19 protein-coding genes are annotated in these 24,744 nt (G+C 62.9%); 11 read left to right on the top strand and 8 right to left on the bottom strand.

Annotated elements, in window-relative coordinates; translation table 11 throughout:
- Positions 1-69 precede the first annotated feature (69 nt).
- The 3 genes from secA (at position 70) to BTW08_RS14010 (ending at position 5,149) form a co-directional block, all read left to right on the top strand.
- Positions 70-2,811, top strand: a complete 2,742-nt coding sequence (gene secA / locus BTW08_RS14000; protein WP_075563144.1) for a preprotein translocase subunit SecA — start codon at positions 70-72, stop codon at positions 2,809-2,811.
- A 46-nt stretch (positions 2,812-2,857) separates the two neighbouring features.
- Positions 2,858-4,066, top strand: a complete 1,209-nt coding sequence (gene argJ, locus BTW08_RS14005; protein ID WP_075563145.1) for a bifunctional glutamate N-acetyltransferase/amino-acid acetyltransferase ArgJ — start codon at positions 2,858-2,860, stop codon at positions 4,064-4,066.
- Positions 4,067-4,195: 129 nt separating this feature from the next.
- Positions 4,196-5,149: a Nudix family hydrolase gene (locus tag BTW08_RS14010; protein WP_075563146.1), complete on the top strand. Its 954-nt coding sequence runs from the start codon at positions 4,196-4,198 to the stop codon at positions 5,147-5,149.
- 185 nt (positions 5,150-5,334) lie between these two features.
- Here BTW08_RS14010 and yacG read toward each other — a convergent pair whose 3' ends face one another.
- From yacG to pilB, 5 genes are all read right to left on the bottom strand, one after another.
- Entirely contained in the window at positions 5,335-5,601 is a 267-nt protein-coding gene (gene yacG, locus BTW08_RS14015) for a DNA gyrase inhibitor YacG (RefSeq protein ID WP_083627885.1), read from the bottom strand.
- 65 nt (positions 5,602-5,666) lie between these two features.
- Positions 5,667-6,320: a dephospho-CoA kinase gene (gene coaE, locus BTW08_RS14020; protein WP_246837753.1), complete on the bottom strand. Its 654-nt coding sequence runs from the start codon at positions 6,318-6,320 to the stop codon at positions 5,667-5,669.
- Positions 6,317-7,177 carry an A24 family peptidase gene (locus BTW08_RS14025; protein ID WP_246837754.1) on the bottom strand — a complete coding sequence of 287 codons (861 nt, stop codon included), beginning with the start codon at positions 7,175-7,177 and terminating at the stop codon, positions 6,317-6,319. The genes coaE and BTW08_RS14025 overlap by 4 nt, the downstream gene beginning before the upstream one ends.
- Positions 7,178-7,388: 211 nt before the next feature.
- Positions 7,389-8,642 carry a type II secretion system F family protein gene (locus BTW08_RS14030; RefSeq protein WP_075563148.1) on the bottom strand — a complete coding sequence of 418 codons (1,254 nt, stop codon included), beginning with the start codon at positions 8,640-8,642 and terminating at the stop codon, positions 7,389-7,391.
- Positions 8,643-8,706: 64 nt separating this feature from the next.
- Positions 8,707-10,434, bottom strand: a complete 1,728-nt coding sequence (gene pilB, locus BTW08_RS14035; protein WP_075563149.1) for a type IV-A pilus assembly ATPase PilB — start codon at positions 10,432-10,434, stop codon at positions 8,707-8,709.
- Between the two features lie 395 nt (positions 10,435-10,829).
- Between pilB and BTW08_RS19460 the strand changes: the two genes are divergently transcribed.
- On the top strand, positions 10,830-11,324 hold the full coding sequence (locus tag BTW08_RS19460) for a pilin (RefSeq protein ID WP_281492026.1): 495 nt from the start codon (positions 10,830-10,832) through the stop codon (positions 11,322-11,324).
- Positions 11,325-11,400: 76 nt separating this feature from the next.
- On the opposite strand, the gene BTW08_RS14045 is transcribed toward BTW08_RS19460, so the two are convergent.
- Positions 11,401-11,685, bottom strand: coding sequence for a hypothetical protein (locus BTW08_RS14045; RefSeq protein WP_075563150.1), 285 nt, complete (start codon positions 11,683-11,685; stop codon positions 11,401-11,403).
- Positions 11,686-11,942: 257 nt separating this feature from the next.
- Here BTW08_RS14045 and BTW08_RS14050 point away from each other — a divergent pair, with 257 nt between their 5' ends.
- Entirely contained in the window at positions 11,943-13,394 is a 1,452-nt protein-coding gene (locus BTW08_RS14050) for a TrkH family potassium uptake protein (RefSeq protein ID WP_075563151.1), read from the top strand.
- A gap of 203 nt (positions 13,395-13,597) precedes the next feature.
- On the opposite strand, the gene BTW08_RS14055 is transcribed toward BTW08_RS14050, so the two are convergent.
- Positions 13,598-14,878: a 1-acyl-sn-glycerol-3-phosphate acyltransferase gene (locus tag BTW08_RS14055; protein ID WP_139313666.1), complete on the bottom strand. Its 1,281-nt coding sequence runs from the start codon at positions 14,876-14,878 to the stop codon at positions 13,598-13,600.
- Positions 14,875-15,801, bottom strand: a complete 927-nt coding sequence (locus BTW08_RS14060; RefSeq protein WP_075563152.1) for a recombination-associated protein RdgC — start codon at positions 15,799-15,801, stop codon at positions 14,875-14,877. Before BTW08_RS14060 ends, BTW08_RS14055 begins: the two co-directional genes overlap by 4 nt.
- Before the next feature lie 197 nt (positions 15,802-15,998).
- On the opposite strand from BTW08_RS14060, the gene BTW08_RS14065 reads away from it, so the two are divergent.
- From BTW08_RS14065 to cmk, 6 genes are all read left to right on the top strand, one after another.
- Entirely contained in the window at positions 15,999-16,430 is a 432-nt protein-coding gene (locus tag BTW08_RS14065) for a thioesterase family protein (protein ID WP_075563153.1), read from the top strand.
- 161 nt (positions 16,431-16,591) lie between these two features.
- A complete protein-coding gene (gyrA, locus tag BTW08_RS14070; RefSeq protein ID WP_075563154.1) occupies positions 16,592-19,411 on the top strand; it encodes a DNA gyrase subunit A in 2,820 nt (939 codons plus the stop codon).
- 89 nt (positions 19,412-19,500) lie between these two features.
- Entirely contained in the window at positions 19,501-20,640 is a 1,140-nt protein-coding gene (gene serC / locus BTW08_RS14075) for a 3-phosphoserine/phosphohydroxythreonine transaminase (protein ID WP_075563155.1), read from the top strand.
- Positions 20,641-20,703: 63 nt separating this feature from the next.
- Complete coding sequence (gene pheA, locus BTW08_RS14080; RefSeq protein WP_075563156.1) at positions 20,704-21,804, top strand: prephenate dehydratase; 1,101 nt, start codon at positions 20,704-20,706, stop codon at positions 21,802-21,804.
- Between the two features lies 1 nt (position 21,805).
- A complete protein-coding gene (locus BTW08_RS14085; RefSeq protein WP_075563157.1) occupies positions 21,806-24,043 on the top strand; it encodes a bifunctional prephenate dehydrogenase/3-phosphoshikimate 1-carboxyvinyltransferase in 2,238 nt (745 codons plus the stop codon).
- Positions 24,040-24,720: a (d)CMP kinase gene (gene cmk, locus BTW08_RS14090; RefSeq protein ID WP_075563158.1), complete on the top strand. Its 681-nt coding sequence runs from the start codon at positions 24,040-24,042 to the stop codon at positions 24,718-24,720. The genes BTW08_RS14085 and cmk overlap by 4 nt, the downstream gene beginning before the upstream one ends.
- Positions 24,721-24,744: the final 24 nt, after the last annotated feature.

A 24,744-nucleotide genomic window follows, 5' to 3' on the forward strand; every position in this document is an offset into this window, starting at 1 on the left:
ACGCGGCTCTTATTGTCGTGTCGTTGCCTCGGCGCAGTACGAGAAACAGAGTTAGGCAGGAACCACATCATGTTGAATGGATTGCTACATAAACTGGTCGGCTCCAAGAACGATCGCGACGTCAAGCGCATGCGCAAGCAGGTGGTGGCGATCAACGAACTGGAAGCCACTTTCGAAGCGCTCGACGATGTCGCGCTCCAGGCCAAGACCGCCGAGTTCCGCCAGCGACTCGCCGACGGCGAGAAGCACGAGTCGCTGCTGCCGGAAGCGTTCGCTACCGTCCGCGAAGCGAGTAAACGCGTTCTGGGCATGCGCCATTTCGATGTCCAGATGGTCGGCGGCATGTCCTTGAACGACGGCCGAATCGCGGAAATGAAGACCGGTGAAGGCAAGACTCTCGTCGGAACCCTCGCGGTCTACTTCAATGCCCTGCTGAGCAAGGGCGTTCACGTGGTCACGGTCAACGACTACCTGGCCAGTCGTGATGCCAACTGGATGCGTCCGCTCTACGAATTTCTCGGACTGAGCGTCGGCGTCATCGCCTCTGGTCAGCCCAACGACGAAAAGCGCCGCGCCTACGCCTGCGACATCACCTACGGCACCAACAACGAGTATGGCTTCGACTACCTGCGCGACAACATGGCGTTCTCGATGCAGGACAAGGTCCAGCGCCCGCTGCACTACGCGATCATCGATGAGGTCGACTCGATCCTGATCGACGAGGCACGGACACCGCTGATCATCTCCGGCCCGGTGGAAGAGAACGTCGAGCTCTATCGCACTATCCACACGCTTTCCAAGCAGCTCGAGCAGTGCACCGACGAGGAAGATCCGAGTACCGGCGACTTCCTGATCGACGAAAAGCAGAAGCAGGTCGAATTGACCGAGGAAGGGCATCAGAAGGTCGAGGAACTGATGCGCGAAGCGGGCCTGCTGAAAGCCGATGAATCGCTCTATGCCGTGCAGAACCTCGGCCTGCTGCAGCACATCCACTCCGCACTGCGTGCGCGCTGTCTCTATCATCGTGACGTCGACTACATCGTCGCCGACGACAACGTGGTCATCGTCGACGAACATACCGGCCGCACCATGCCGGGGCGGCGCTGGTCGGAAGGACTGCACCAGGCGGTCGAGGCCAAGGAGGGGGTATCGATCCAGCGCGAGAGTCAGACGCTGGCTTCTACCACTTTCCAGAACTATTTCCGTCTCTACGAAAAACTGGCGGGCATGACCGGTACCGCAGATACCGAAGCCTTCGAGTTCAACCACATCTACGGTCTCGACGTGCTGGTGATCCCCACCAACCGTCCCCTGGCGCGCCAGGATCTCAACGATCTGGTCTACCTCAGTGCCGAAGAGAAATACGCCGCGATCATCGAGGACGTCAATACCCAGCGCGAAGCCAACCGGCCGGTGCTGGTGGGTACCGCGTCGATCGAGACTTCGGAATATCTTTCCAAGCTGATGCAGGCGAAGAAGATTCCGCACAACGTGCTCAACGCCAAGCAGCACGATAGCGAAGCGGAAATCATCGCCCAGGCCGGTCGCCCCGGTGCGATCACCCTGGCCACCAACATGGCCGGTCGTGGTACCGACATCATGCTGGGCGGGAACTGGGAGGCCGAGGTCGCCAAGCTCGAGAATCCGAGCGAGGAACAGATCGCGGCGATCAAGACCGAGTGGCAGCAGCGCCACGATGCGGTGCTCGAATCCGGCGGTCTGCACGTGATCGGCTCCGAGCGCCATGAGTCGCGACGTATCGATAATCAGCTGCGCGGGCGTGCCGGCCGTCAGGGCGACCCCGGTTCGACGCGATTCTTCCTGTCGCTGGAAGACAGTCTGATGCGCCTGTTCGGCTCCGACCGCGTGCAGCGGTTGATGGGCGCCTTGGGGCTCGAGGAAGGCGAGGCGATCGAGCACAAGATGGTGTCGAATGCGGTCGAGCGGGCGCAGAAGAAGGTCGAAGGCCGCAACTTCGACATCCGTAAGCAGTTGCTGGAGTACGACGATGTCTCCAACGACCAGCGTCGGGTGATCTACGAGCAGCGCGACGACATTCTTGCCGCCGACGAGATTTCCGATAACGTCGCCAGCATTCGTGACGAGGTGCTCGAGCAGACCATCTCCGACTACGTGCCGCCGCAGAGCCTGCCGGAACAGTGGGAACTGGCCGGCCTTCAGGATCAGCTCAAGCAGGAGTTCAATCTCGACCTGCCATTAGTGCAGTGGGCGGAAGAGGACGACAACTTCAACGAGGAAGTGCTGCGCCAGCGCCTGCACGATCAGCATCGCGGGTTGTATGTCGCCAAGGTCGAGGCGATCGGTGGCGATATGATGCGACGCTTCGAGAAGCAGGTGATGCTTCAGGTGCTGGACACCCGTTGGAAGGAACATCTGCAGTCGATGGACCACCTGCGCCGCGGCATCCACCTGCGGGGCTATGCGCAGAAGAACCCCAAGCAGGAGTACAAGCGCGAAGCGTTCGAGCTGTTCCAGTCGTTGCTCTACAACATCAAGCACGACGTCACGCGAATTCTGAGCCACGTCCAGGTACGTCGCCAGGAAGAGGTCGAGGATCTCGAACGCCAGCGTCGCGAAGCGCTCGAGCGCGAAAAGGCCTCCAGCCAATCGGTGCACGAAGATGCCGTGGCCGCCGCTCAGCAGACGGCCGAAGGGGCCGAGCCGGAACCCGAAGCCGGTGACGACAGCACTCAGCCTGTCCGTCGCGAGAGCCCCAAGGTCGGTCGTAACGATCCTTGCCCGTGCGGTTCCGGCAAGAAATTCAAGCAGTGCCACGGCACGCTCAGCTGAAGCGTGGCGGGCTCGGCGCGAGTCGGGCCTTTCAAGGAGAATCGAGATGGCCGTAGGTAAGTCAGTATTCCCGGAGATGCCCGCCATCGGAGGCGTGCGCCTGGGCACGGCGATGGCCGGGATCAAGAAGCCGGATCGGCGTGACCTGGTGGTGATCGAGATACCGGAAGGCGCTGCGGTCGCGGCGACGTTCACGCGCAACGCCTTCTGTGCCGCGCCGGTACAGGTGGCGCGTGATCACTTGCAGCAGTCCGCGCCGCGCTATCTGCTGATCAACACCGGTAACGCCAATGCCGGAACCGGTGCACGCGGGCGTCAGGATGCCGAAAGCTGCTGTGCCTCTTTGGCCGATCTGGCCGGGGTTGATGCCGCTCAGATACTGCCGTTCTCGACCGGCGTGATCGGCGAACCTCTGCCGGTGGCGCGCATCGTCGGCGGCATGTCGGCGGCAATGGAATCGTTGGACGAAGCCGGATGGGCACTGGCCGCCGAGGGCATCATGACCACCGACACCCGGATCAAGGGCGCCTCGGCTCAGGTCGAGCTCAGCGGCGGCACCGTCACGATCAACGGCATCAGCAAGGGCTCGGGCATGATCCAGCCCAATATGGCGACCATGCTGGGTTTCGTCGCCTGCGACGCGACCGTCGAAGCGTCTAAGCTTCAACAGTGGCTGCGCGAATCGGTCCAGGTCTCGTTCAATTCGATCACCGTGGATTCCGATACCTCCACCAACGACGCCTGCACCCTGATCGCCACGGGCCGCGGCGCGGCTGTCGAGTCCGCCGACGACGAGCGACGCTTCCGTGAGGCGCTGACGACGGTATTGACCGAGCTGGCCCAGGCGATCATCCGCGATGGCGAGGGCGCGACCAAGTTCGTCACGCTCGACGTCGAACAGGCGGCCAGTGTCGACGAGGCCCGCGCGGTCGCGTTCACGGTGGCGCACTCGCCGCTGGTCAAGACCGCGCTCTACGCCTGCGATGCCAATTGGGGGCGGATTCTCGCCGCTGTGGGTCGCGCGCCGGTGGAGGGCCTCGATGTCGAGCGTATCGTCATCGATCTCGGCGGCGAACGCCTGGTCGAACACGGCGGGCGCGCCGATAGCTATACCGAAGAGATCGGCAGCCGGGTCATGGCTCAGGAGGAGATCCCCATCCGGATTCGGCTTGGTCGGGGCACGGCCAGCGCGACGGTCTGGACCTCGGATCTATCCCACGATTACGTATCGATCAACGCGGATTACCGTAGTTGAGCGATTCCGGACGATGCGCGCCATGTCGACCTCGCGGGTCAAGAGTCAGCTCTGTCTGAAAAAATCGGCGAGCGCAGGCATTTTCGAGACAAAGCGTAAACACTGCAGTGGTACGAGAGACTGAGCAAAATGATCAAAAGACGGGTCCATGTAGCGGCAGCAGCCGTCATTCGCGGCGACGGACGGGTGCTGATCGCCAAGCGCCCGGCAACGGCCGATCAGGGCGGTCTGTGGGAGTTCCCCGGGGGCAAGCTGGCGCCCTACGAGACCGGATTGGAGGCGCTCAAGCGGGAGCTGAGCGAGGAGCTCGGCATTCAGATCCTGCGCGCCCAGCCGCTAATCCGGGTGCACCATGAATACCCCGACAAGCATATCCTGCTGGACGTGTGGCAGGTGCGCGAATACGACGGCGACCCATACGGCCGGGAAGGCCAGCCGGTGCGCTGGGTCGATGTGGATGACCTGCCCAACTATCCGTTCCCGGCGGCCAACCTGCCGATCCTGCAGGCGGTGGCGCTTCCCCAGGAGTATCTGATTACTGCGGAAGAGGCGGACGATACGGTCTTTCTGCAGCGGCTCGAACGGGCGCTGAAGGAAGACAATGTCCGGCTGGTGCAGCTGCGCGCGAAAGGCCTGGACGACGCCGCTTATCAGGCAAGGGCGGAAAAAACCCTGGAACTGTGCCGGCGCTACAGGGCCAAGCTGCTGTTGAACGCCGATCCCGAATGGCTGCAACGGGTCGATGCCGACGGCATTCATCTGACCAGCGCGCGGCTGATGGCGCTCAAGCATCGCCCGATCCCCGGCAACAAGTGGCTGGGTGCCTCGACGCATGGTGACGAGCAGCTGGTTCAGGCGGGTGCGATCGACTGCGATTTCGTCACTCTTTCACCGCTGGCGCCGACACCGTCGCATCCCGATGCCGTCACCATCGGCTGGCACGATTTCCAGCAGATGGTGGAAACGGCCGCGATGCCGGTCTTCGCGCTGGGCGGCATGACTCGCCATCACGCCAGTCAGGCGCGCGCGGTCGGCGCTCAAGGCATCGCGTCGATCCGTGATTTCTGGCGCAACGATTCCTGAGCCACGAGCCACGAGCCACGAGCCACGAGCCACGAGCCACGAGTCAAAAATGAAGACGCCGCACCCAATGGGTGCGGCGTCTTCGTTATTGGCCACGGAGTTATGCTGTGGAGAGTTACGCTGTGGGGAGTTACGCCGTGGAGAGTTACGCTGTGGGAAGCGTCGGTACTCCGGGTGTGAACGGACTATTCGCCGCGCTCGAGGCGATCGATCAGTTCGTCGAGTTCGGTTTCATCCATGTGCGGTTCACCGGCGATACGATGAGAGCCGTCGGCCCAGGCACCGAGATCGAGTAGCTTGCAGCGTTTCGAGCAGAATGGCCGATAGAGATTTTCGGTCGTCCAGGCGATCGGTTTCTGGCACTGAGGGCAGGGTACCGTCAACGGCTTCTTGCCGGAGGCGGGATCGGAACCCGGGGCTGCATCATTACTGGGGTCGTTACGTCGGGTCATGGCGAGAGGTGTCGTGTCGGTGGCTTTTGTGTCGGAGATTGGCGCGGCGGCTTGGGTATCGGCCGCTATCGTTCCCGTGAACGAGCCAGTTGACGATAGCGGATATCCAGCCGGGCGACCTGTTCGAGTAGATGTTGGTGGTCGCGTCCATTGTCGATGACGTCATCGGCGGCTGCAAGACGATGTTCCCGCGGGTTCTGCGCGGCCATGATGGATTCCACCTGACGTCGATCGACACCATCGCGTGCCAGGGTGCGGGAAATCTGGAGTTCCTGCGGCACGTCGACCACCAGAATCCGATCGACCAGCTCGCGCTGCCCCGACTCGGTCAGCAGCGGCGAGACCAGCAGGCAGTAAGGCGCGCCGCTGCCGGCCAGCCGTTCCAGGTGTCTCATCAGACCCTGACGGATACGCGGGTGGGTCTCGTGTTCCAGCCACCGGCGTTCCGCCTCGTCGTCGAATATTCGAGTGCGGAGCGCGCGCCGGTCGAGCGTGCCGTCCGGCTGCAGGATCGTCGGGCCATAGCGCTCGACGATAGCGGCCAGTGCCGGCTCGCCCGGCATGACGACTTCCCGCGCCACCTGATCGGCATCGACCCAGCCAATGCCCAGGTCGCCAAAGGCATCCGCCACTGCGCTCTTGCCCGAGCCGATCCCGCCGGTCACGCCAACGACCAGCGTGGCGATTTCCGCTTCGGCTTGCCTGTCGTCGGTGCTCATTGCCAGCCTCCCATCAGCAGCGCCTGATAGCCGGCCAGCAGCGGCGCGCCGACCAGCAACGAGATCCATCCGGCCAGCGCGAGGTAGGGTCCGAACGGCATCGATTGGTCGCGATTCTGCTGACGCGAGGCGATCAGGATCAAGCCGACGATCGCGCCGACACCCGCGGAAATCAACAGTAGCAGCGGTAGATTCTGCCAGCCGAGCCAGGCGCCGAGCGCCGCCATCAGCTTGAAATCACCGTAGCCCATCCCTTCCTTGCCGGTGGTCAGCTTGAACAGCCAGTAGATCGACCATAGCGACAGATATCCGGCGGCCGCCCCCAGCACCGCGCTTGCCAGCATCAGCGGATCGAACAGCCATTGGTAGAGCAGCCCGGCCCAGAGCAGCGGCAGGGTCAACGCATCCGGCAACAGCTGGGTTCGCCAATCGATCACGGCCATGGCCAGCAGGGTCAGACAGGCGCCGATCAGCCACAGGCTCTGCCAGCTCAAACCGTGCAGGGCGATGACCGCCACCGTCAGCAGCGCCGCGGCCAGTTCGACCAGCGGATACTGGGCGCTGATCGACGTGCCGCAGGCGGCACAGCGGCCGCGACGCTTGAGCCAGCCGATCAGCGGCAGGTTGTCGTGCCAGGCGATGAAATGCCCGCAGCCGGGGCAGTGCGACCGTGGCGTCGCCAGATTGTAGGGCGCATCGACTTCCGTCGGCTGCTCCAGCGCTGCCAGCGCCTCGGCCCGCCAGCGGCGCATCAGCATCACCGGCAGCCGCACGATGACGACATTGAGAAAGCTGCCAAGCGCCGCGCCGAATAGAAACGCCAGCGGCCAGAGAATTAGAGGGGGAAGGTCGGACAACGGAAACTCCACGAACATCGAATAAATAGTCACCGCTAAGGGTAACGCATATGAAAGCTGGCTTTTGAGTGCGCTGAGGTCGAGATTCATTGTCGAGCGCTTTTGCCGCTAGGCGCCCGACGCCGAGAACCCGGAGCGGACGCGGTTGTCCGTGAGGATTTCGAGGTGGCGGGCTACAACGCGGCGGATGCGCGCAGTCATGAATAACAACCTAAATGGCGGAACCCATCTGGAAAATAGGCAAATACATCGACACGACCAGCCCACCAACCAGCGTTCCCAGTACCACCAGAATGAACGGCTCCAGCAGCGAGGTCAGCGCGTCGACCTGATTGTCGACCTCCTCCTCGTAGAACTCCGCCACCTTGTCGAGCATGGTATCCAGTTCGCCGGCCTCCTCGCCGATGCTGACCATCTGAACGGCCATCACGGGAAAAATTTTTGTCCGACGCATGGCGAAGTTGAGCTGCTGGCCGGTGCCGACGTCCTCGCGAATGCTGGCAATCGCCCGCTGGTGGACCCGGTTGCCGGTGGCGCCGGCGGCCGTATCGAGCGCTTCGACCAGCGGAATACCGGCATTGAACGTTGTCGCCAGGGTCCGCGAGAAACGCGCTATCGAGCCCTTGTCGACGATATTGCCGATGACCGGCAGCTTGAGCACCAGTTGATCGGCACGATAGGCGAAGGCCGGCGAGCGTTTCATCGCCTGGCGTAGTCCGAACACAATCGCCGCGGCGGCAAGAATCGCCTGCCACCAGTAGGCCTGGGTCAATTGGGAAAGATGCACCGTGAACTGGGTAAACGCCGGCAGCTCGGCGCCGAAGCCGTTGAACAGGCTCTGGAACTGGGGGACCACCTTGACCAGCAGCAGGGCGGTCACACCGATGCCCACCAGCACCACCGCGGTCGGGTAGTAGAGCGCTTTCTTGACTCGGCCCTTGAGGGTCTCGACCTTTTCGCGGTAGCTGGCCACGCGTTCGAGCATCTTGTCCAGGGCGCCGGCCTGTTCGCCGGCGGCGACCATGTTGACGAACATGCGGTCGAATCGCGAGGGATGCTTGGCCAGCGCTTCGGAGAAGCTGGCGCCGGCGCTGATATCGTTGGCCAGCGTCTCGACCAGATTGCGCATGGCCGGATTCTTGAGGGTTTCGGCGACGACCTTGCAGCCCTGCAGCAGCGGCACGCCGGCACGAATCATGGTCGCCAGCTGACGCGAGAACAGCGTGATGTCCTTTGACTTGATCCGGCCCAGACCGAACATCCCGGTCTTGCGGGTGATCCGTTTGACGATGATCTTCTGGCGGGTCAGTTCACTGCGCACATCCGCGATTTCGCTGGCAATCAGCTCTCCGGAAACCGCTTCGCCACGCAGATTCTTGCCGCGCCACTGCCAGCGGTGCATCACCACTCGCTTGGGTGATTTGGAGGGCCTCAACGGTCTGGCTGACTTGAGCGTGGTCGCCATGCGTGCGTTCCTGACAGTGAATCGATGAAAAGAGAGTGCGAGGTCTTCGGTGGCCGCGCATGGGCTAGTCGGTGGTCACGCGATTGATCTCCTCAAGGCTGGTCAGGCCCTGGAGCACCTTGTCGATCCCGCTCTGGCGCAGCCCCGGAAAGCCGGCGGTGCGCGCTGCGCGGGCGAGTTCGAGGGCGTGGCTATCGGTCATGATCAATTGGCTCATGGCATCGTCCACCGGCACGACTTCATAGATCCCGATGCGGCCCTTGTAGCCCAGCGTGCAGTGGTCACAGCCCACGGCGCGGTAGAGCGTGGTGTCAGCCAGCTTCTCCGGTGAGACGCCTTCCCGACGCAGCACCTCATGAGGAATTTCCGCCGGCGCCTTGCAGCGCGGACAGAGTAGGCGCGCCAGTCGCTGGGCAATGATCAGCGACACCGAGCTTGCGATATTGAAGCTCGCGACGCCCATGTTGCGCAGGCGCGTAAGGGTTTCGGCGGCGGAATTGGTATGCAGCGTCGATAGCACCAGGTGGCCGGTCTGGGCTGCCTTGACCGCGATCTCGGCGGTTTCCAGATCGCGGATCTCGCCGACCATCACCACGTCCGGATCCTGGCGCAGGAAGGCGCGCAGGGCGCTGGCGAAGTCGAGGCCGATGCGCGGCTGCACGTTGACCTGATTGACCCCGGGTACCTTGAGCTCCACCGGGTCCTCGGCCGTCGAGATGTTGCGCTCCTCGGTATTGAGCTGGTTGATGCCGGTGTAAAGCGTCACCGTTTTGCCGCTGCCCGTCGGCCCGGTGGCCAGAATCATGCCCTGGGGTTCGGCCAGCGCGGCTTCGAACAGCCGCCGTTGGTCCGGCGCAAAGCCCAGCGCATCGATACCGAAGCTGGCGGTCCGGGCATCCAGCAGGCGCAGCACGATCTTCTCGCCGAACACGGTGGGCAGGGTGTTGACGCGGAAATCGATGGCACGCTGGGCATCGAGTCGAATCTTCATCGCGCCATCCTGCGGCAGGCGGCGCTCGGAGATATCCAGTCGGGCCATGACCTTGAGCCGCGCGGCCAGGCGGGTGCGCAGATTAAGCGGCGGCCGGGCGATCTCGATCAGCATGCCGTCGACGCGAAAGCGAATCCGGTAGCTGGATTCGTAGGGTTCGAAGTGGATGTCCGACGCGCCGCGATGGATGGCGTCGCGCAGAATCTTGTTGACGAAGCGCACCACCGGCTCGTCGTCCTCGCCGCCCTTGTCGAACGCCGCGGCTTCGCTCGCCAGATCCGCCTCGCTGGTGTCCAGGGTCAGCGAATCGCTGGCTTCCCCCAGCGCTTCCAGCATGCCGGAGGTCTCGTGGTGCTGATAGCGCTTGGCCAGCGCCCGTTCCAGCTGATCGAACGGCACCAGCACGCCCTCGATCGCCAGACCGGTGGTGAACTGCAGCTCGTCGAGGCTCGCCAGCGTGGCGGGGAAGGCGATCGCCACGGTGAGACGGCGATCGTCGCGGGCCAGCGGTAGCACCTGGAAGCGTCGGATGACCTTGTCCGCCACCGGTTCGATGACCGGCAGCTTGTCCCAGTCGACGTCCTTCAGGTCCATGAACGGCAAACCGTATTCGCGGGCGGCCAGAATACCGGCCTCGCGGGCATCGATCCGGCCCTCGCGAACCAGGAACTCCAGCAGCGTCAGCTGTTTGTCGGCCGCTTCACGGAACGCCTGCTCGCAGTCCGCCGCCCCGATCAGGCGATGTTCGATAAAGCGCTGAGCGAGACTGCTCTGTGCGCGCGAGGTGATGACGTCCGGCATGGAAATAGGGCCCCGGCTGACTGGCTGACGAACGGGCAGGCGGTCGATCGAAACCTGAAAAGTCGATCCTTACCGTCTCCAATGATGCTGCTATCGGCGAACGGCATTTTTTCTTTAAGTATTCTTCGCAATCGGCCGATAACGCGACTGTAGTGTCACTGAAGGTAATTTTACGTATCGACGCGTGTGCAGGGTTAGAGCGGCTCGGGCGGATTCGACGGGGCTGTCAGGCTCGAGCAAGGCAGGCGGGCGGAACGCAAAATTCGGGGCGCGCGGCAGGTATGACGAGAGGGATCACGTCGAGCGGCTCGACACTGGGCTCAACGGTTGACTCAACGAACGATTCATCGATCGATTCAGCGATCAATCCAACAACAGCAAGGCAGGGAACCACGATGCAGCAAACACGAAAGAATATGTCACGCCGGCAGGGCGGCTTCACCCTGATCGAACTCATGATCGTCGTCGCGATTATCGGCATTCTCGCCGCCATCGCGATTCCGCAATATCAGAATTATGTGGCGCGTTCGCAGTTTACAGCGGCATTGGCGACTCTCAAGTCGCTGCAAACGCCAGCAGAGTTGGAGATACAGCAGTATGGTGACCTTTCTAACTTAGATGAAGCCAACCCGATCGAAGAGCTTGGTCTGAATGCAGAATCAGTTCAGAACGGAACATTGTCGATCTCTAATAAAGGCAGTGGCGGCAGTCAGGCTGCTATTCAGTTTGAGTTTGATGGGGGCAATTACGATGGTAAAGCCATTATCTTGACTCGCCAGACTTCTACGACGAATGGAGACACTACCGGCGGTGGTTGGGCTTGTTCCACTACTATTACTGCTGGCGACCCGGCTATCCCTGACAGCTGCTCTGGCGCTGACGAAGAATAATCAAGCTATTCGTGATTAATAGAATTGGCCGGCGCTCGCCGGCCTTTCTCGTTCTGCAACCTACTGTATTATAACCTCAGTAAAGCGCCTTTTCTTCCCCCACGACCTCCCGCAACACTTCCAAAAACAGCCTATCCGCTTCCGAATGCTCGGCGGGGTCCTCCGGAATATGCACGCTGGTGGTGTCTGAAATCTCGTTGGCGATGGTCGCCCAGGCCGTGGCGTCGTTGCTGCCGTCGGAGTGGCGCTTGGCAATGGTCAGCGAGTTCTCGAGAATGCCGGGTTCCTGCAGCAGTTTCTTGATGAAGGCGCGAAGCTCCTGAATGACGCGGGTCTTCTGCATTTCCGAAGCGGAACTCATGGGGTTTTCCTCTCGTACTTGGCGGGTCATGTTCGGCGGTGATGATTGGCGCCACCATAGCATATCTCGCTGCGGGCCCAGAGCGGATCCGTTCCGCGGCTTTCGGCGGCTTTTTACTGCAAGTCCTAGGCAAGGCGTATCGATAACAAATGGTGTCCGGGTCGTGTCTTGCGCGTCGGGATGGCCTATCATCGCTGCGGTTCATTCGGCTCGTCGCGGCAATAACAGCCGAACGGTAATGGGATCAGGAGGAAGTCTTGCAAGACGCCAAGCCGATTTTCAAGATTCTGGCGCTGTTGTTGATCGTATTGGCGCTGTTCATGGTGCCGCCGGTGATCATGCTGGGGTTGGAGAACGACCCCGATCTGTGGGCGTTTCTCAAGTCGATGGGGTTGGTAGCGATCGTCTCGAGTTCGCTGCTGATCTGGACCTGGCGCACCTCGGTTGAGTTGAAGACGCGCCACATGTTCATCCTGACCACGTCGAGCTGGGCGGTGATCAGCGCCTTCGCCAGCCTGCCGCTGGTGCTGGGGGCGCCGCAGCTGTCGTTCACCGATGCGGTGTTCGAGTCGGTCTCGGCGATCACTACCACCGGCTCCACCGTGCTCTCGGGCATCGATAATCTGTCGGATGGGTTGAAACTCTGGCGCGGGCTGATGCAGTGGCTGGGCGGCATCGGGATCATCGTGATGGCGATCGCGATCCTGCCGTTTCTGAAGGTCGGCGGCATGCGGCTGTTCCAGACCGAATCCTCCGACTGGTCGGACAAGGTACTACCGCGGGCCGGCGGTATCGCCAAGGCGTCGACCTTTATCTATCTCGGGCTGACCCTGGCTGCGATTCTGAGCTACCGGCTGGCGGGCATGGGCATGCTGGATGCCGTCGTGCACGCCATGAGTTCGGTTTCCACCGGCGGCTTCGCCAACTACGACGCCTCGTTCGGTATCTACCACGATCAGCCGCTGATCCTGTGGCTGGGCTGTCTGTTCATGCTCGGCGGCGCGCTGCCGTTCGTGCTCTACATTCGTCTGCTGCGCGATAGCCGGGGCGCGCTGTGGGAGGACCAGCAGGTGCGCGGTCTGGTCGGGCTGTTGATCATGGTGATCACGGCGCTGACGCTCTACCGGGTGCTGGCGTTCTCGGATGCGCCTTTCGAGGCGTTGACGAATGTCGCTTTCAACGTGATTTCGGTGGTAACGACCACCGGCTACGCTAGCGCGGATTACACCCAGTGGGGGCCGCTGGCGGTCACCACGTTTTTCTTCATCACCTTCATCGGCGGCTGCAGCGGTTCGACCAGCGGCGGCATGAAGATTTTCCGCTTTCAGATCGGCGGCATGCTGCTGGCCAATCAGCTGCGCTACCTGGTGCACCCCAGCGGCGTGTTCGCCCAGCGCTACAACGGGCGTCCGCTCAACGACGAAGTGGTGCGGGCGGTCATGGCCTTCTCGTTCTTCTTCTTTCTGACCGTGGCGGTGCTGGCGCTGGCGCTGGCCGCGCTGGGGCTCGACATGGTTACCGCGATTACCGGGGCGGCCACGGCGCTGGCCAACGTCGGCCCAGGGTTGGGGAATACGATCGGCCCCGCCGGCAACTTCGCCTCGCTGCCGGATGCCGCCAAGTGGCTGCTCTCCGTCGGCATGCTGATGGGTCGACTCGAGATCCTCACCGTGCTGGTATTGATGACACCGTTCTTCTGGCGCAAGTGACATCTGTCATCGTCACGAACGTTTTATCGTCACGAACGTTTTTCATCGGCCCGAGTGTTCGCTCGGGGGTATCAATGTTGTTTCATCGCCATCGAGGTTCTTCCGTCGCCACTTACCGAGCGCCCATAAAAAACCGCCATCGCGGGGCGATGGCGGTAGGGCTGTCTGAACTCAACCGCGTGTGCCGGAGGGCATAGCGGCGCTCAGGTGTCGCGGCTGTGCGCTTTTCCGGCCCGATTCAGAATCGGGTTGGCGTACTGCAACAGCCACCAGTGGCGCAGCGCATCGGGGACGGCAGCCAGCTGGGTCTGAAAGCGCTCGCGGTCTTCCGGGGTGACGCCGGAAAGATCGACCAGCTCCGGCGCCAGGCCGGTTTCCGCCAGTGCCAGTTGATGGCTGGGAAAGGTCGGGTAATTTTCCAGCACCTGGCGGTCGATCTCTTCGGCGACCTGGTCGGCGCTTTCGAAATCGCTGGAGAGCGGCGTGCCGAACTTGAGCTTGACGCGCCCCTTGTCGCCGGTGATGCCGGCGACGATCGAGAAGATATCCTCGAACTCCACTTTCTGGTAGGCGCCGTCGGTCTCCTTGGCATGCAGCTCGCGGGCCTTGTTGATCGCGCAGGGGTCGTACTCGTAGCTGATCGAGACCGGCACGATCTTGAGTTCCTGCACGGCCTGACCGATGTCGCTGTCGCCTTCTTCCAAACGTCGTGCCATGCACAGCATCTTGACGATGGCGCTATCGGTTCGATCGATGCCGTCCTTGGCCCGGCCCTCGCGCTGCGCCATCCACACCGAGTGGTTGTCGTCGGTGATCGAATGACGGATATAGCCCGAAAGCGACTGATACGCCGCCAGCATCGCGCGTTTGCCCTTGGCCGAACGCGGCACGATGAAGCTCTTGTTGAGCCGCATCAGGTCGGTGACGAAAGGCTTCTGCAAAAGGTTGTCACCGATGGCGATGCGTACGGTGTCGTGGCCTTCGCTGTACAGCGCGTAGTTGACGAAGGCCGGGTCCATGGCGATATCGCGGTGATTGCCGATGAACAGGTAGGCCTGATTCGCGTCCAGCCGATCCAGCCCCTCGACCGTGAAGCCGCGGGTGGAGTGGCTGATCATGTGGGCCATGTAGTCGGCAATACGCAGCTGGAGATCGCGCACGGTCTTGACGCCGCGCATCTCGCGCTGAAGCCGAAAGCTCGCCAATGCCCGCGCCAATGGCGGGGCGAAACGGGCCAGCCGCGGCAGACGAAAGCGGGTGATCGCATCCAGCAGCTCGCTGTCATGCGCCAGTCGGGCCAGTACGGCTTCGACCTCTTCGTCGTGATAGGGGCGAATGTCGGCGAAGCGATCGAGATCGATCGCCGCTTCGGCGCTATGTTGGTTAGCGGTCACCGAAGGCTTGGCGTCGGTCACGGCGCCGCTGCCGTTTACGGCATCGTTACCGGGCACGGTATTGTTGTCGGTATTGGATCGTGGCGTCATGGTGTCGGCGTTGCCGGGTCGGCTTCACCGCCCAGCCATTCGATGAGTTGGTCGACGAAGGTGGAAAGCGTCTGCGACATCAGCGCGAAGTCCGTCTCCAGACTCACGATCGGGTCCTCTCCGCTGTCGCTCTGGCTGGCTTCGTCCAGCAGCGCGTCGTCGAACTGCAGCGACTTGAGCGCCAGATCGTCGTGCAGCATGACGCGAAGCTGGCCTTCGCTCCCCAGGCTCAGCTGGCTCGCCTGGCGCCCGTTCTCGAGCAGCGACTGAATCTCCTCGCTGTCGAGATCGACCTTGCGGGCGCGCAGCACGCCGTCGTCCTCGGCGGCGCGCAACTCGACCTGGTCGCCCAGCAACAGGCTGGCGGGGCGGCTGGCCGGATCGCTCAGCCACTGGGTCATCCCCCGTGCCGGCGGCGTTTTAGTCGCCAGGGGAGTGACCTTGAGCGAACCCAGCGACTGACGCAGCAGGTCCAGCACTTCTTCGGCGCGCTTGCGGCTGGACGCGTTGATGCCGATCAGGCGCTTGCGAGTGTCCCACCACAGTTCGACCCGCTGGGTGCGGGTGAAAGCCTGCGGCAGTAGTTCCTCCATCACCTGCTCCTTGAGCAGTTGACGTTCGCGCCGTGACAGCGGCTGGCCCTCGGCCTGTTCGCGCTCCTCGCTGCGCTCGTTGACTTCGTCGTTGATCACCGCGGCCGGCAGCAGGCGTTCCTGGCGCAGCATCGACAGCAGCCGATGGCCCTGAATTTCATGCGCGCGCTGTTCGCTGCGACGGCCTGCCGGTGCGCTCCAGCCGACCCGCCGTGCCTCACGCGGGGAGACGGGGCGAAATGCGAATTCTGCCAATGCGGTTTCCAGATCCTCTAGCGAGAGGACCTCGACGTCATGGCAGCGATACAGATGACAATGCTTGAACCACATGCGCCAGTTCCGTTTGAAAGGAGGCATATTATGGCGAAATGACCCAGCTGTTACTACCGAGGTGGACCTTTGATATTTGCGCGCCTGTTTCAAACGGGCGTATGTTTTTGGCTGCGAGCTACGAGCTACGAGCTACGAGCTACGAGCTACGAGCTACGAGCTACGGCAAACCTTGCGCCCAACCAGGAGAGGCTTCCATGGATTCACGCACTACCGTGACCGCAGTCCGCGTTCGCGGCTTCCATCTCGATGGCTACGGCCACGTCAATCATGCCCGCTATCTGGAATTTCTCGAGGAGGGGCGCTGGGCCTACGTCGATGCCCATCCCGAATTCGCCGAGGGGCTGGCCCAGGGCGTGGCGCTGGTCGCGGTCAATCTCAACATCGATTACCGCCGGGCGGCGGTGATGAACGACGATCTCGAGGTCGAGACCTGCCTTACCCGCGTCGGCGGCCGCAGCGGTGTCGTCGGGCATCGGATCACTCACGTCGGCAGCGGCGAGCTGGTGGTGGCGGCCTCGTTGACCTTCGTGCTGCTCGATCAGCAGAGCGGCCAGGTGATCCCGATGACGGGCGAATGGGCGGAGCGACTGGGGCCGCTGGTAGTGGCGATACCCGAAGCGACGTAGAAAACCCGCTCAAAGCGCGTCAACGCCTGCCTTTGAAGCCCCTGAAATGGTATTATCCCATGATTGTGCGGCTGAGCCTCTCAGTCGCCTTGCCGGGGCTTTATTAACGCTGCCATGGCCGGACTCCGGTCGTGGCAGCGGTGCAAAGGATTTGACGACCCATGGGTGATATCGCCAGAGAAATTCTGCCAGTCAACATCGAAGATGAGCTCAAGCAGTCCTATTTGGACTATGCGATGAGCGTCATCATCGGGCGGGCACTGCCTGACGTCCGCGATGGCTTGAAGCCGGTCCACCGGCGTGTGCTTTATGCCATGCACGAGCTCGGCAACGACTGGAACAAGGCCTACAAGAAATCGGCGCGCGTGGTTGGCGATGTGATCGGTAAGTATCATCCCCACGGCGACAGTGCGGTCTACGACACTATCGTGCGGATGGCCCAGCACTTCTCGATGCGTCACGTGCTGATCGACGGTCAGGGCAACTTCGGTTCCATCGATGGCGATAACGCCGCCGCGATGCGTTACACCGAGGTGCGCATGTCGCGGCTCTCTCACGAGTTGCTCGCCGATCTCGAGAAGGACACCGTCGACTGGGTCGACAACTACGACGGCACCGAGCGGATTCCCGAGGTGCTGCCGACCAAGGTGCCGAACCTGCTGATCAACGGTGCCTCCGGCATCGCCGTCGGCATGGCGACCAACATTCCCCCGCACAACATGGTCGAGGTGATCAACGGCTGTCTGGCGCTGATCGACGACTACACCCTGACGATCGACGATCTGATGGAGTATATCCCCGGCCCCGATTTCCCCACCGCCGGTATCATCAACGGCCGCGCCGGTATTCTCGAGGCGTATCGGACGGGGCGCGGGCGCATCTATGTGCGTGCCAAGCACACCGTCGAGTTCGACAAGAAGAGCGGTCGTGACCATATCGTCATCACCGAGCTGCCTTATCAGGTCAACAAGGCGCGGCTGATCGAGAAGATCGCCGAGCTGGTGAAAGAGAAGCGGGTCGAGGGCATCGCCGAGCTGCGCGACGAGTCCGACAAGGACGGCCTGCGGGTGGTGATCGAGATCAAGCGCGGCGAGTCCGGCGACGTCGTCGTCAACAATCTGTTCGCGCATACCCAGCTCGAGAACGTGTTCGGGATCAACATCGTCGCGCTCGACAACGGCCAGCCCAAGACGCTTAACCTCAAGCAGCTGCTCGAAGCCTTCGTGCGTCACCGGCGTGAAGTCGTCACCCGTCGCACGCTCTTCGAGCTGCGCAAGGCACGCGAGCGCGGTCATCTGCTCGAAGGTCTGACGGTGGCGATCTCCAACATCGATGAGGTGATCGAGCTGATCAAGGCCTCGCCCAATGCGGCCGAGGCCAAGGAGAAGCTGCTGGGCCGCGACTGGCAGCCGGGTCAGGTGACCGGGATGCTCGAGCGCGCCGGCGCCACGTCGTGCAAGCCGGAAGATCTCGAAGAGGGCGCTGGCGAAAGACCCTATGGACTGTCCGAAGACAGCGCCATGTATCGGCTCTCCCCGGCGCAGGCCCAGGCTATTCTGGAACTGCGTCTGCACCGTCTGACCGGGTTGGAGACCGAGAAGCTGCTCGACGAGTACCTGAGCATTCTCGAGAAGATCGCCGAGCTCAACCATATTCTGGCCTCGCCGGATCGCCTGCTCGAGGTCATCCGCGAGGAGCTGGAGTCGATTCGCGATCAGTTCGGCAACGACCGCCGGACCGAGATCCACACCAGTCGTCTCGACCTCTCCATGGAAGATCTGATCGCCGAGGAAGACATGGTGGTCACGCTGTCGCGTGGCGGCTATGCCAAGACCCAGCCGATCACCGATTACCAGGCGCAGAAACGTGGCGGCCGCGGCAAATCGGCGACCAGCATGAAGGACGAAGACGTCATCGAACATCTGGTGGTCGCCTCGACCCATGACACCATGCTGCTGTTCTCCAGCCGCGGCAAGGTGTACTGGCTCAAGACCTACGAGATGCCCAACGCGAGCCGCGGCTCGCGCGGCAAGCCGCTGGTCAATCTGCTGCCGCTGGACGCCGACGAGTCGATCAGCGCCGTCCTGCCGGTGCGCGAGTATCGCGCCGACAGCTACATCTTCTTCGCCACCGCGAACGGCACGGTGAAGCGGACGTCGCTGGATCAGTTCTCCCGCCCGCGTAGCGTCGGTCTGATCGCCATCGACATCGATGAGGGTGACCGTTTGATCGGTGCCGCGATCACCTCCGGTTCGGATCACGTGATGATGCTCTCTTCCAACGGCAAGGCGATCCGCTTCGAGGAAGGCAACGTGCGCGCCATGGGCCGTACCGCACGCGGTGTGCGCGGGATGCGCCTGCTCGACGACGCCCAGGTGATCAGCCTGATCATTCCCCAGAGCCAGACCATCGATGCCGAAGCCGACGCCGAGTCCGACAGCCCGGCTGATGCTGGCGATAGTGATGGCAACGTCGCTGTCAATGACGAGCAGATCTACATTCTGACCGGCTCTGAGAATGGCTACGGCAAGCGTACCCGGCTCGAGGAGTTCCCGCTCCGTGGACGGGGCGGCCAAGGCGTGATCGCGATGCAGACGACTTCACGTAACGGCTCGCTGGTGGCCGCGATGCAGGTACGCTCGAGCGACGAGATGATGCTGATCACCGACCGCGGTACGCTGGTCCGCACGCGTGTCGCCGAAGTCTCGATCAGCTCGCGTAACACTCAGGGTGTCACGCTGATTCGGACGGGTGACGACGAGCACCTGGTCAAGACCGTGCGTGTCGACGAGCCTCAGGACGACGAGCTGCTCGACGCCGAAGCGATCGATGCCGAAACCGTTGATGCCGATGCCGATCAGCCTGGCTCCGAGACCGCCGACGACACCGCTGACGAGTCCGACACTGATCGCGACGCCGAGGCGGATGACGACGGGGTGGACGGCAATGGCTCGAACGACGACGAGCCGCGCAGCGAGTGAAGTGAGGCGCCCCGGCCAAGCCGGGGCGCTGGCAGTGGCACGTTTTTCAGCCGTTGACGAGTTTCGGACAACTTCTAGGAATTCTGGCAATGACACGTCTGCACAATTTCTGCGCGGGTCCGGCGGCGATGCCGACCGCGGTTCTGGAGCGCGCCCGCGAAGAGATGCTCGATTATCGCGGGCAGGGCGCGTCGGTGATGGAAATGAGTCACCGCAGCCCGACGTTCGAGGCGATCGCCGCTCAGGCAGAACAGGATTTTCGCGATCTGCTGGCGATTCCCGACAACTACCGGGTGCTGTTCATGCAGGGCGGCGCGACGATGCAGTTCGCCTGTGTGCCGCTCAATCTGCTGGGGCCGGGCGGGTCACCCAACTACCTGGATACCGGCATCTGGTCCGGCAAGGCGATCAAGGAAGCCGAGCATCTGGATCTCGCGAATAAGCATCTGAATCTCGCGAATAAGCATCTGGCAGGTCCTCACATTGCCGGCTCGACCCGCGGCAACGGTTACGTTCACGTACCGCGCCCGGACGAGATCGCGCTCTCCGCCGACGCTGCCTATCTGCATTACTGTCATAACGAGACCATCGGTGGCCTGGCCTACGACTACGTGCCTCAGGTCGACGGGGCGAATGGCGAGGTGCCGTTGGTCTGCGACATGTCGTCGTCGATTCTGTCGACGCCGCTGGATGTCAGTCGCTATGGAGTGATCTACGCCGGAGCGCAAAAGAATATCGGCCCCGCCGGTATCACCGTGGTCATCGTGCGCGACGACCTGCTCGAGCGGGCGCTGCCGCAGACGCCGTCGCTGCTGGGCTGGAAGGTCTACGCCGACAACGATTCGATGATCAATACGCCGCCGACCTACGCCTGGTATCTGGCCGGTCTGGTATTCCAGTGGCTCAAGCACGACATCGGCGGGCTGGACGAGATGGAGACGATCAACCGACGCAAGTGCGAGGCACTCTACGCCGCGATCGACACCAGCGACTTCTATGCCAATCCGATCGATCCGGTCAACCGCTCGATCATGAACGTGCCGTTCACGCTGGCGGACGAGTCGTTGAATTCCGTCTTTCTGAGCGAAGCCGAGTCGGCGGGGCTTCTCAACCTCAAGGGGCATCGCAGCGTCGGCGGGATGCGCGCGAGCCTTTACAATGCGGTCAGTGAAGCCGATGTCCAGGCGCTGATCACCTTCATGCAGGATTTCGAGCGCCGCCGCGGTTGAGCGCAGCGCCATCCAACGCCTTGGCAATACGGGCATCAGGATACAGTCAATCAGGAAACGGTCATGAGTGACTCCCCGAACTCGCCGCTGGATCTCGCGGCCTTGCGGCAACGCATCGATACCATCGACGGCGAGCTGCTGCGCCTGATCAGCGAGCGGGCTGAATGCGCCGCCCAGGTGGCCCACGTCAAGACGGCGGATGACCCCGACGCGGTGTTCTATCGCCCCGAACGCGAGGCCCAGGTGCTGCGCCGGGTGATGGAGAACAACCCCGGGCCGCTCCACAGCGAGGAGATGGCGCGGCTGTTTCGCGAAATCATGTCGGCCTGTCTGGCGCTGGAAAAGCCGATCAAGGTGGCGTATCTCGGCCCGGAAGGGACGTTTACCCAGCAGGCGGCGCTCAAGCACTTCGGTCACAGCGCGATCAGCCTGCCGATGGCGGCGATCGACGAGGTCTTCCGCGAAGTCGAGGCGGGCGCGGTCAATTATGGCGTAGTGCCAGTCGAGAACTCTACCGAGGGCGTGGTCAACAACACGCTGGATTCCTTCATGGATTCCGGCCTGCATATCAGTGGCGAGGTGGTGCTGCGCATTCACCATCATCTGCTGATGTCGAGCGTCACCCGCCGCGACAAGATCTCGCGGATCTACTCGCATCCGCAATCCTTCGCCCAGTGCCGCAAGTGGCTGGACGCGCACTATCCGCACGCCGAACGTGTCGCGGTATCGTCCAACGCCGAAGCCGCGCGGCTGGTCAAGACCGAGTGGCACAGCGCGGCGATCGCCGGCGACATGGCCGCCCAGCTCTACGGGCTCGACCACGTCGCCGAGAAGATCGAGGACCGCCCGGACAACTCCACGCGCTTTCTGATCATCGGCAACGAGCTGGTGCCGCCCTCGGGTACCGACAAGACCACGGTGGTGGTCGCCATGCGCAACGAGCCCGGCGTGCTTCACGGTCTGCTTGAGCCGTTCCATCGCCACGGAGTCGACATGACACGGCTGGAGACGCGACCGTCTCGAACCGGCGCCTGGAACTACGTGTTTTTCATCGACTTCAAGGGGCACCTCGACCAGCCCGAGATCGCCAGCGTGCTGGATGAAGTCCGCCGTCGCGCCCAGGACATGAAAGTGCTCGGTTCCTATCCGGTGGGTGTGCTTTAGGATGGGGGGAGGCGATGCAACGGTTGGCGAGCCGACGCTGCTGATCGTGGGGCTCGGCATGATCGGCGGCTCGCTGGCCGCCGCGCTCAAGGCCAATGGCTATCGCGGCCGAATCCTGGCATGCGACCCGAATTCCGACGAGATCGCCACCGGGCTCGAGATGGGATTGATCGACGAGGGCGGTGGCGAATTGGCACCACTGGTGGCCAAGAGCGATGTCGTCGTGCTGGCGGTGCCGGTGTTGGCCATGAGTCAGGTTTTCGCGCAGCTGGTGGCGCTGATTGGCGATCGCATCTTGACCGACGTCGGCAGCACCAAGCGTCGGGTCTGCGATGCGGCGCGAGAAGCCTTCGGCCATATGCCGCCGCATTTCGTGCCCGGTCATCCGATCGCCGGCTCCGAGAAGAGCGGTGTGGCCGCGGCCAATCCCGAGCTCTATCGTCATCACAAGGTCATTCTGACCCCGGAAGCTGTCACCGCGCCTCGCGCCGTCGCCACCGTGCGCGCACTCTGGCAACGCTGTGGCGCCGAAGTGCTGGAGATGCCGGTCGACCGACATGACCAGGTGCTCGCGCGAACCAGCCACCTGCCGCACCTGCTGGCGTTTTCGCTGGTCGATACCCTGGCGCGGCAGGACGAGCGCCTGGATATCTTTCGCTATGCGGCCGGTGGTTTTCGCGACTTCACCCGGATCGCCGGCAGCGATCCGGTCATGTGGCGCGACATCTTCACCGCCAATCGCGGCGCGCTGCTGGCGGCGCTGGACGATTTCGAGGCCGGGCTCGCCCGGCTGCGGACGGCCGTGGAGCAGGGCGATAGCGACGCCATGCTGGGCACGTTCGACCGGGCTAGCCACGCCAGACATTATTTCGAAACGCTGTTGAATCAGACGAGTTATCAGACCATGGAAGCACGACAGGTTCAGTACCGGGTGTCGCCCGGCGGTTCGGTCAGCGGCCGAATTCGCGTTCCCGGCGACAAGTCCATTTCTCATCGCTCGATCATGCTCGGGGCGCTGGCCAACGGTATTACCGAGGTCAAGGGCTTCCTCGAGGGCGAGGATAGTCTGGCGACGCTGCAGGCGTTCCGTGACATGGGCGTGGCGATCGAAGGCCCGCACCAGGGGCGCGTGACCATCCACGGCGTGGGCCTGAATGGACTGAAAAAGCCGGTGGGGCCGATCTACGTGGGCAATTCCGGCACCGCCATGCGTCTGTTTACCGGCCTTCTCGCCGGGCAGGCATTCGATACCGAGCTGACCGGCGATGCCTCGCTGACCAAGCGGCCGATGGCACGAGTCGCCGATCCGCTGCGGCTGATGGGAGCGAAGATCGATACCGCCGAAGGCGGACGCCCGCCGCTGAAGATTCACGGCGGTCAGCCGCTGAAAGGCATCGACTACGACATGCCGATGGCCAGCGCCCAGGTCAAATCCTGCCTGCTGCTGGCCGGTCTCTACGCCGAGGGCGAGACCCGCGTGCGGGAACCGGCACCGACCCGCGACCACACCGAGCGCATGCTCAACGGCTTCGGCTACCAGGTCGACCGCGATGGCGACCTGGCAATGCTGCAGGGCGGCGGCGAGCTCACCAGCGCGCCGATCGACGTGCCCTCCGACATCTCGTCGGCGACTTTCTTTCTGGTCGCCGCGGCCATCACGCCGGGTTCCGATCTCGTCCTCGAGCATGTCGGCGTCAACCCGACCCGTATCGGCGTGATCAATATTCTCAAGGCGATGGGCGCCGATCTGCGGCTGGAGAACCCGCGGGAAGTCGGCGGCGAGCCGGTCGCCGATCTGCACATTCGCTACGCGCCGTTGAAGGGGATCGATATTCCCGTCGACCAGGTGCCGCTGGCGATCGACGAGTTCCCGGCGCTGTTCGTCGCCGCAGCCAATGCCGAGGGCACTACCCGTCTGCGCGGTGCCGAGGAGCTTCGCGTCAAGGAGTCCGATCGGATCCAGGCGATGGCCGACGGCCTCACCATCCTGGGCGTCGACACCACCGTCTACGATGACGGTATCGATGTCGTCGGCAAGGGTGGCGACGCCGCCAACTATCGAGGTGGTCAGGTCGATAGCCTGGGCGATCATCGTATCGCCATGGCCTTTACCATTGCCGCGCTACGCGCCGACGGCCCGATCACTATCGACGACTGTGCCAACGTGGCGACGTCTTTCCCGGGATTCGTTTCACTGGCGAACAGGGTCGGGCTCGAACTGACGGAGGCCCCGACATGAGCGAGGCCGCACCAATCGTCACTATCGATGGCCCGGGTGGCGCCGGCAAGGGCACCATCAGTCGGATGATCGCCGAACACATGGGCTGGCATCTGCTGGACAGCGGCGCGCTCTATCGACTGACCGCGCTGTCCGCGCTGCGCAATGGCGTTGCCGTCGATGACGCCCGGGCGCTCTCCGAGCAGGCCCAGAATCTCGACGTGGTGTTCGCGGTCGAGAATGGCGCGATGCAGATTCTGCTGGAAGGCGACGACGTGACCCAGGCGATTCGTAGCGAGGGAGTCGGTAGTGCCGCTTCCCAGGTCGCGGCGCTGCCCCCGGTACGCGAGGCACTGCTCCAGCGTCAGCGGGATTTTCGTCAGGCGCCCGGGCTGGTCGCCGACGGCCGCGACATGGGAACGGTGGTCTTTCCCGACGCCTCGCTCAAGATCTACCTGACCGCCTCCGCCGAGGAGCGGGCGCGGCGACGCTTGCTCCAATTGCAGCAGGCAGGGGAAGATGCTAGACTCTCGACCCTTTTGAAAGAAATCCAAGCGCGCGATGCGCGTGATATGCAGCGTGCCGTGGCTCCGCTCAAACCCGCTGAAGATGCGGTGGAGCTGGACACGACGCAGTTGGATATACCGGAAGTCGTGGAGCGTATCGAGACGCTGCTCGCCGAACGGAACCTGGTCTGAAGCCTGCAGGATTGGCGACGATCG

Origin of the sequence: Salinicola sp. MH3R3-1 (assembly GCF_001937155.1) — a bacterium.
GTDB classification, from domain to species: Bacteria; Pseudomonadota; Gammaproteobacteria; order Pseudomonadales; family Halomonadaceae; genus Salinicola; species Salinicola halophyticus.